This window comes from Pseudomonas sp. XP1, assembly GCF_053557675.1.
The window spans coordinates 82,679-89,787 of the sequence record NZ_JBNRIJ010000018.1 but is presented as its reverse complement, the minus strand read 5'-3'; the positions used below and the strand labels follow the sequence as shown (position 1 = coordinate 89,787).

General features: G+C 62.7%; 10 protein-coding genes. 6 read left to right on the top strand and 4 right to left on the bottom strand.

Features of this window, described 5'->3' with window-relative positions:
• Nucleotides 1–46 precede the first annotated feature (46 nt).
• A complete protein-coding gene (locus tag ACK1U9_RS16790) occupies nucleotides 47–265 on the bottom strand; it encodes a DUF1127 domain-containing protein (protein ID WP_013971536.1) in 219 nt (72 codons plus the stop codon).
• A gap of 96 nt (nucleotides 266–361) precedes the next feature.
• Between ACK1U9_RS16790 and ACK1U9_RS16785 the strand changes: the two genes are divergently transcribed.
• Nucleotides 362–1,213 carry a LysR substrate-binding domain-containing protein gene (locus tag ACK1U9_RS16785; protein ID WP_085602233.1) on the top strand — a complete coding sequence of 284 codons (852 nt, stop codon included), beginning with the start codon at nucleotides 362–364 and terminating at the stop codon, nucleotides 1,211–1,213.
• 28 nt (nucleotides 1,214–1,241) lie between these two features.
• Here the strand turns inward: ACK1U9_RS16785 and ACK1U9_RS16780 are convergent, their stop codons facing one another.
• Nucleotides 1,242–1,991 carry a sulfite exporter TauE/SafE family protein gene (locus ACK1U9_RS16780; RefSeq protein ID WP_046615482.1) on the bottom strand — a complete coding sequence of 250 codons (750 nt, stop codon included), beginning with the start codon at nucleotides 1,989–1,991 and terminating at the stop codon, nucleotides 1,242–1,244.
• Nucleotides 1,992–2,104: 113 nt separating this feature from the next.
• On the opposite strand from ACK1U9_RS16780, the gene ACK1U9_RS16775 reads away from it, so the two are divergent.
• The 3 genes from ACK1U9_RS16775 to ACK1U9_RS16765 all read left to right on the top strand — a co-directional run bounded on the left by ACK1U9_RS16775 (nucleotide 2,105) and on the right by ACK1U9_RS16765 (nucleotide 4,142).
• Nucleotides 2,105–3,058, top strand: a complete 954-nt coding sequence (locus ACK1U9_RS16775) for a LysR family transcriptional regulator (protein ID WP_046615483.1) — start codon at nucleotides 2,105–2,107, stop codon at nucleotides 3,056–3,058.
• A 58-nt stretch (nucleotides 3,059–3,116) separates the two neighbouring features.
• On the top strand, nucleotides 3,117–3,572 hold the full coding sequence (locus ACK1U9_RS16770) for a MarR family winged helix-turn-helix transcriptional regulator (protein WP_046615484.1): 456 nt from the start codon (nucleotides 3,117–3,119) through the stop codon (nucleotides 3,570–3,572).
• A gap of 141 nt (nucleotides 3,573–3,713) precedes the next feature.
• Nucleotides 3,714–4,142 carry an organic hydroperoxide resistance protein gene (locus tag ACK1U9_RS16765; RefSeq protein WP_046615485.1) on the top strand — a complete coding sequence of 143 codons (429 nt, stop codon included), beginning with the start codon at nucleotides 3,714–3,716 and terminating at the stop codon, nucleotides 4,140–4,142.
• A gap of 217 nt (nucleotides 4,143–4,359) precedes the next feature.
• Here the strand turns inward: ACK1U9_RS16765 and efp are convergent, their stop codons facing one another.
• Nucleotides 4,360–4,929 carry an elongation factor P gene (gene efp, locus ACK1U9_RS16760; RefSeq protein WP_013971530.1) on the bottom strand — a complete coding sequence of 190 codons (570 nt, stop codon included), beginning with the start codon at nucleotides 4,927–4,929 and terminating at the stop codon, nucleotides 4,360–4,362.
• A 48-nt stretch (nucleotides 4,930–4,977) separates the two neighbouring features.
• Nucleotides 4,978–6,105 (bottom strand): elongation factor P maturation arginine rhamnosyltransferase EarP, encoded by a 1,128-nt coding sequence (earP, locus tag ACK1U9_RS16755; RefSeq protein ID WP_449110043.1) that lies wholly within the window; start codon nucleotides 6,103–6,105, stop codon nucleotides 4,978–4,980.
• Between the two features lie 130 nt (nucleotides 6,106–6,235).
• On the opposite strand from earP, the gene ACK1U9_RS16750 reads away from it, so the two are divergent.
• Together ACK1U9_RS16750 and ACK1U9_RS16745 are read left to right on the top strand one after the other, a co-directional pair.
• Nucleotides 6,236–6,634 carry a hypothetical protein gene (locus tag ACK1U9_RS16750; protein WP_046615487.1) on the top strand — a complete coding sequence of 133 codons (399 nt, stop codon included), beginning with the start codon at nucleotides 6,236–6,238 and terminating at the stop codon, nucleotides 6,632–6,634.
• 2 nt (nucleotides 6,635–6,636) lie between these two features.
• On the top strand, nucleotides 6,637–7,107 hold the full coding sequence (locus tag ACK1U9_RS16745) for a GreA/GreB family elongation factor (protein ID WP_046615488.1): 471 nt from the start codon (nucleotides 6,637–6,639) through the stop codon (nucleotides 7,105–7,107).
• Nucleotides 7,108–7,109: the final 2 nt, after the last annotated feature.

The following is a 7,109-nucleotide window of genomic DNA, read 5'->3' as shown; positions in this document are numbered from 1 at the left end:
GGGTTACCCCCGCGAAGAGGCCAGTGATTCCACCGACAAACTTAGCCTATTTGCGCAGCGGGTCATCCCAGAAATGCCGCTCGGCCTCTTGCTGGATATCCGCCCGGCTCAACCCCAGGTCGTGCAAGGTTGCGTCACTGAGGCTGGCCAGTTCCTGGCGCTGGCGGTACAGCTGCAGCCAGCGTGCCGGGCGCTGCAGGGCGGCATGCCACAGGTGGTTCAGGGAAAAGGCAGGTTGCTGGATGCTGCTGACATGACCTTTCATCGTGAAGCCCTCCGTGTTGATGGCTCCAGTCTCCTGCCAGGCATAAGATCAATCCAACGAATGTTTCTGATGCCATGCATCTCGGAGATTGATGCAATGTCCCAATACCAGAGCCTCGATGCGGACGTACTGCGCACTTTCGTGGCCATCGCCGAGCAGGGTGGCTTCACCCGCGCCGGCGAGGTGGTCAACCGCACCCAGTCGGCGGTGAGCATGCAAATGAAACGCCTGGAAGAGGACATCCTCCAGCGCCAGCTGTTCGAGCGCGATGGCCGCCAGGTGCGCCTGACCGCCGAGGGCCAGGTGCTGCTGGGCTATGCGCGGCGCATCCTCAAGTTGCATGGGGAAGTGTTCAACACCCTGCGCATGCCGCACATGGTCGGGGTAGTACGCATCGGCACGCCGGACGACTATGCCATGCGCTTCCTGCCGACCATCCTGTCGAGCTTTGCTCAGGCCTACCCACTGGTGCAGGTGGAGGTGCATTGCGACTCCTCCAAACAACTGATGCTGCGCCAGGACCTGGACCTGACCATCGTCACCCGTGAGCCGGGCAACGAGATTGGCCAACTGCTGCGCCAGGAACGCCTGGTCTGGGCCGCCGCGGAAGGCTTCTGCCCGCACGAGCAACGCCCCATGCCGGTAGCCCTGTTCAACACTGACTGCTTCTGCCGGGCCTGGACCTGCAATGCCCTGGAGGCCCAGGGCATCGACTACCGCATCGCCTATACCAGCCCGAGCCTGGCAGCGATCTTTGCCATCGTCACCGCAGGGTTGGCGGTGACCGCACAGTTGCAGAGCCTGATTGGCGGGAATATCCGCATTCTGGGCGAGAGCGAAGGGTTGCCGCAGTTGCCGGTGGCCAATGTGATGCTGGTGCGCAGTACCCAGAACCCTTCGCCAATTACCGACTGCATGGCCGACTACATTGTCGAAGGGTTCAAATAACTTGGGGCCGCAAAGCGGCCCCAAAATCTCAAAGCTCGAACCCGAGCATCACCGCACAACCCACCAAAAACACACAGAACATCGCCCGCAACACCTTCTCCGGCAATGCATGGGCCAACTTCACCCCCCAACTGATACTCAGCAGGCCGCCCAACGCCAATGGAATCCCCACCCCCCAGTCAACACTGTGGTGCACCCCGTAAGTCACCAGGGTTACCAAGGTACTCGGCGCCGCCAGCGCCAGCGACAGCCCCTGCGCTACCACCTGGGTGGTACCGAACACACTGGTCAGGATAGGCGTGGCCACCACGGCCCCACCCACCCCGAACAAGCCGCCCATGGTCCCGGCAAAGCTGCCCAGTACACCCAGCCACGGCCAGGCATAGCGCAACTCGGCGCTGGGCGGCGACACTTTCATGAACATCCGCGCCACGTTCCACACCGCCAGGGCCACCAGGAAGCCGACAAAACCCAGGCGCATGGATTGCGCATCCAGCCCCACCGCCCAGATCGACCCCAGCCAGGCGAACACGAAGCTGCACAGCGACAGCGGCACCGCATGGCGCATTTCGATGCGGTTACGCTGGTGATAACGCCACAGCGCCAGCAGCACATTGGGCACTACCATCACCAGCGCCGTGCCTTGCGCCAGTTGCTGGTCCAGGCCAAACAGCACGCCCAGCGCCGGAATCGCGATCAGCCCACCGCCAATGCCGAACAAGCCACCCATGGTCCCCAGGGCTGCGCCCAGCACGATATACAACAACCATTCGATCATCAGGGCCTCATCCGCCTGTACACACAATGCGAGCATGCTAACGAGTGCGGGCTGGCAGGGAAACGCATAGCAGCGCACAATGGCTATGCGTTTTTCGCAAAAGCAAGGCAGCCATGAACCCCGATACCCTGACCGACCAGCTAAGCCTGTTCCTCGATGTGCTGGAAACCGGCAGCTTTTCTGCCGCCGCCCGCCGCCACCCGCTGACCCCGTCGGCCGTGGCCCGGCGCATCGACAACCTGGAAAGCGCCGTGGGCAGCCGCCTGTTCACCCGCAGCACCCACGCCGTGCGCGCCACGCCTGCCGGCAACGCCTTTGCCGAACGGGCCAGGCGCATCATCGAGGAACTGCGCCTGGCCCGCGCCGAAGCGGTGTCGCTGAGCAATGCACCCGAAGGTCTGATCCGCATCGACGCCCCGGCGGCATTCGGCCGCCGCCACCTGGCCCCGGCCATTGCCGATTTCCTGGTCGCCTACCCAGGCCTGGATGTGCAACTGCGCCTGATCGACAGCTTCGTCGACCTGCATGGCAGCCACCTTGGCGAGGTCGACCTGGTGCTGCGCGCCGGCCCCCTGGCCGACACCCGGCTGGTCGCCACGCCATTGGCCTACATGGTGCGCATTGCCTGCGCCAGCCCGGCCTACCTGGCCAGCCGCGGCATGCCAATATGCCCCAGCGAACTGCCCGGGCACGACGGCCTGGACTGGGATGGCCTGGCGCCGCCATTTGCCTGGCGTTTCAACGTGGCCGGGCAAACCCGCCTGTACCGCCCCTCACGCATGCGGATGGCCGCCAACAACGCCGAAACCCTTCTGTTCGGCGCCCTCGCCGGCTTAGGCATAGCCCACCTGCCTACTTGGCTGATCAGCGAATACCTGCTGCGTGGCGAGTTGATACCTTTGTTTTGCGACGGTGGCTTGCCCGAAGCGGAGACCAGCGGTATCTATGCGCTTCGCCTGGAACATGAAACGAACTCTCGCAGCCGTTTGCTGCTCGAATTTCTCAAGAGCCGCTTCAGCCCGATTCCACCCTGGGACCTGGCCTTGCGCAGTGAACTGCGCGAATAAAGCGCGCACTGACGATTCGCGTGCCAGACTTTCCCATTGATTACCTTCAAGGACCTGCATGAACGCCAACAACCAAGCCTCCTGTGACGAGCTGCTGCTGGACAACCAGGTCTGTTTCGCCCTGCACTCCACCTCGTTGCTGATGACCAAGGTCTACAAACCGCTGCTGCAGGCCCTGGGCCTGACCTACCCGCAATACCTGGCCATGCTCGTGCTGTGGGAGCACGACGGCCTGACCGTTGGCGAGATCAGCCAGCACCTGCTCACCGACCCCGGCTCGCTGACGCCGTTGCTCAAGCGTCTGGAAAGCGAAGGCCTGCTGCAGCGCAACCGCAGCCGCGAAGATGAACGGGTTGTACTGGTGCAGCTGACCGACAAGGGCCGCGCCTTGCAGCAGCAGGCCAAGGAAGTGCCGCAGTGCATCCTCAAGGCCAGCGGACGCAGCCTGGAACAGCTGCAACAGCTGCAGGCCGACCTGCTGGCGCTGCGCGAGAACCTGCAGAAAACCCTCTGACAGCTATGCTGTGCAATGGCCGTTCGGACGAGCGGTGACGATTTATCTTGCGCGCAAACTAATTGCGCGCTAATTTAAATCCCACACCAACCCGCGCCCTCCTCCACACGGCGAGCGCACAGCACATTAGCGAGGCTCAAGATGCAAAAGGTCACTCCACTGTACATCGCAGAAGCTACCTCCACCGGTGGGCGCGATGGCAAATCCCGCTCCAGTGACGGCAAACTGGTGGTCAGCCTGAGCACCCCCAAGGAACTGGGCGGCGCAGGCGGTGACGGCACCAACCCCGAGCAGATGTTCGCCGCCGGTTACTCGGCGTGCTTCATCGGTGCACTGAAGTTCGTGGCCGGGCAGGAGAAAAAAGCCCTGCCGGCGGACTCCTCGATCACCGCGAAGGTGGGCATCGGCCAGATTCCGGGTGGTTTCGGCCTGGACATCGACCTGCACATCAACCTGCCGGGCCTGGCCCAGGCCGATGCCGAAGCGCTGGTGGAAAAAGCACACAAGGTGTGCCCGTACTCCAACGCCACCCGCGGCAATGTGGATGTGCGCCTGCACGTGACCGTCTGAAGTTCACGCTTCCCCTGTAGGAGCGGCCTTGTGTCGCGATGGGGCGCGAAGCGGCCTCGGAATCTCGGGTACACCTTGAGATCGCCGGGGCCGCTGTGCGGCCCTTTCGCGACACAAGGCCGCTCCCACAAAAGCAAGAGCAAGCATCGAGAACTGCAAAAACGCAGGCATGAAAAAACCCGGCCAAGGCCGGGTTTTTTGCGTTTCACAAGAAGGATTACTTCTTGGAACGGCCTTTGAAGCTGTTGTCGCGAGTGTCGATATCGATCCACTCGTCGATCTGGATGAAGTCGGCAACCGAGATCTCGGTACCGTTCTTCAGCTTGGCAGGCTTCATGACCTTGCCCGAGGTGTCGCCGCGAGCAGCGTTCTCGGTGTAGACAACCTGGCGGCTGATGGTGGTCGGCAGTTCAACCGATACCAGGCGGCCTTCGAAGAACACGGCTTCGCAGACGTCTTCCATGCCTTCTTCGATGTACGGCAGAACGGCTTCGATGTCCTCGGCGTTCAGTTCGTACATGGTGTAGTCGGTGGTGTCCATGAAGGTGTATTCATCACCGTTGATGAACGACAGGGTCGCTTCTTTGCGATCCAGGATAACGTCGTCCAGCTTGTCGTCTGCACCGTAGACAGTTTCGGTCTTGTAGCCGGTCAGCAGGTTCTTCAGCTTGGTCTTCATGATCGCGCTGTTACGGCCCGACTTGGTGAACTCAGCTTTTTGAACCAGCCACGGGTCGTTGTCGATCCGCAGGACGGTACCGGGTTTCAGTTCTTTACCAGTTTTCATTACGAAGTATCCGAATCTGGATGGATTTATAAAAATCGAGGCCGCGTATCATAGCGAATTTCGGTAAAAGTGTACTAGCGCTGTGGCAAGGTCCGGCTGAGCGGCCTGTCGCGCTGCCCAAAGCCGGGCATGCTGTTGCAGTTCCGGCCAGTGCTGGCGGGCCGCCTGCCAGGCCTGGCCCATGTCGCGGTCCATGTTCCAGGCACGCCACAAGCCAAGCAGGGCGGCATCGGCATCGTCTGACAGCCCGTGTCGATAATGCGCCAAAAACGCTTCGAGCTTTTCCCAATGGGCATTCTCGTCCTGCACGTAGATGTGCCACAGCATCGGCTGCCCGGCCCACTGCGCGCGCACGAACGAGTCTTCGCCGCGCACGGCATTGAAATCGCAGCTCCACAGCAACCGGTCATAGTCGTCCTGGCTGACGAAAGGCAGCACCTGCACGGTCAGCGCCCCTCGCTTGCGCACGCTGCCCACTTGCAGCGCCGCCTCGCCAAGCCACTGGCCGAGCCCCGCGACAACGCGCCCTTGCGGCACCAGCAGGTGGCAAGGTTGCTCGCCCGAGGCCAGAGCATCAAGCCAGTTGCCCAGTTGGGGGTTTTCGTAGGCGAACAGGGAAATCAGCAAACTTCCCGCTTCAGGGTTTACGCCAAGCCCCTGCAAGAACGCCTGCCGTGCGCCTTGCTGGAACGCATCACGCCGCGCCAGCAGCGAGCCCTCGCGCAGCAGGCCACCGGTTTTTTCGGTAAAGCCGGGAAAGAAAAATACCTTGCGCAAGCCGTTGGGCTGCGGCGAAGGCAAGCCATGGCAACCCTCCACCCAGTCCTCGGCACTGAGGTATTCGAGGTTCAACCACAGCGGCGGCGTGGCGCGAGCACGCATTGCCTCTACATAAGCTGCTGGCAACTGGCAGGCGAAGGCACCGATCACCACATCGGCCGGCGCCACTGGCAACCAGGTCACCGGCCACTGGCGCACATCCACACCGTGCTGCCACTGCTGCGCGGCGGTGGCATCGGCCCCGGGGCACATGGGCGTGAACGCATTCAGGTCATCCACCCACAGCCGCACTGCCAGGCCGTGCTCTGCCACCAGCTGCCGGGCCAGGCGCCAGGTCACGCCTATATCGCCGTAGTTGTCGACGACGCTGCAGAAGATATCCCAGGTGGCTTTCATGTGCCCTGCCCTCGCCCAGCGGAAAAACCGCGCATTCTGCGCATAAATTGTCGCTGACAAAAGCGCCTGCGCGGAAAAATGCCCAGGCGCATGCGACAATGCACCCCGAACACCCTGCCAGGAGGCTGCCATGCCGCGCCACCGTGAACTGAAGATCACCCTCAAGCCGTTGCCATTGATCGTGTGCGTTGCCTTTGGACTGTGGCTGGGCGCCGTGGCCATCGCCGCCAGCCTGTGGCTGGCTCTGCAATTGTGGCCGCAGCAGATACAGCCTCTGGCCCAGGCCGTGGCCCCCGCCGCGTACCGGCCTGCCGCGCCGCCAGCGCCAGCCCCTGCAGCGGATGCCCAGGCGGAAATGTTCGAACGCTACAAGGACATCCTGCACAAGCAGGAGCTGCAACAGGCCGCCGACGCTGCCCAGGGCAACCCGCGCAACCTCAACAGCCCCAAATGCCAGTTCTGGCTGCAGCAGAACCGCACCGCGCCCACCGACAAAAGCCAGGCCAACGTGCTGGAGTTCTGTTACTGACCATGGACAAGCCCAGCCTGCTGGCGCAGATCGTCGCCACCCTCGAGCATGACCTGGACGTGCTGACCCGCGCGGCGCAAACCGCGTACGAAGCCGCCACTGCAGAAGAAAACATCGCCGAGAACAAGTACGACACCCTGGGCCTGGAAGCCTCGTACCTGGCCACCGGCCAGGCCCGCCGCAGCGCCGAGATCCGCAAGGCGCTGGTGACCTACCAGCAACTGCTGCTGCGCGATTATGACCCGGCACGCGGGGTGCAGGTGAGCAACCTGGTGACGCTCGAGGATGAAGATGGCGGGCAGCGCCGACTGTTCCTCGGGCCGGAGGCTGCGGGGTTGAAGATTGGCGAGGGGGATGGGCTGGTGACGGTGATTACACCGCGCTCGCCGCTGGGGCAGCAGCTGGTCGGCAGGAAGGTTGATGATGAGGTGAGCCTGGCGGCACAGGCATTGTTCATAGTCGATGTTGTCTGAAC

Coding starts and splice junctions, on each gene's coding strand:
- ACK1U9_RS16775 (WP_046615483.1), top strand. CDS start 2,105: ATGAACCCCGATACCCTGACCGACCAGCTAAGCCTGTTCCTCGATGTG.
- ACK1U9_RS16780 (WP_046615482.1), bottom strand. CDS start 1,991: ATGATCGAATGGTTGTTGTATATCGTGCTGGGCGCAGCCCTGGGGACC.
- ACK1U9_RS16790 (WP_013971536.1), bottom strand. CDS start 265: ATGAAAGGTCATGTCAGCAGCATCCAGCAACCTGCCTTTTCCCTGAAC.
- ACK1U9_RS16745 (WP_046615488.1), top strand. CDS start 6,637: ATGGACAAGCCCAGCCTGCTGGCGCAGATCGTCGCCACCCTCGAGCAT.
- ACK1U9_RS16770 (WP_046615484.1), top strand. CDS start 3,117: ATGAACGCCAACAACCAAGCCTCCTGTGACGAGCTGCTGCTGGACAAC.
- ACK1U9_RS16750 (WP_046615487.1), top strand. CDS start 6,236: ATGCCGCGCCACCGTGAACTGAAGATCACCCTCAAGCCGTTGCCATTG.
- earP (WP_449110043.1), bottom strand. CDS start 6,105: ATGAAAGCCACCTGGGATATCTTCTGCAGCGTCGTCGACAACTACGGC.
- ACK1U9_RS16785 (WP_085602233.1), top strand. CDS start 362: ATGTCCCAATACCAGAGCCTCGATGCGGACGTACTGCGCACTTTCGTG.
- efp (WP_013971530.1), bottom strand. CDS start 4,929: ATGAAAACTGGTAAAGAACTGAAACCCGGTACCGTCCTGCGGATCGAC.
- ACK1U9_RS16765 (WP_046615485.1), top strand. CDS start 3,714: ATGCAAAAGGTCACTCCACTGTACATCGCAGAAGCTACCTCCACCGGT.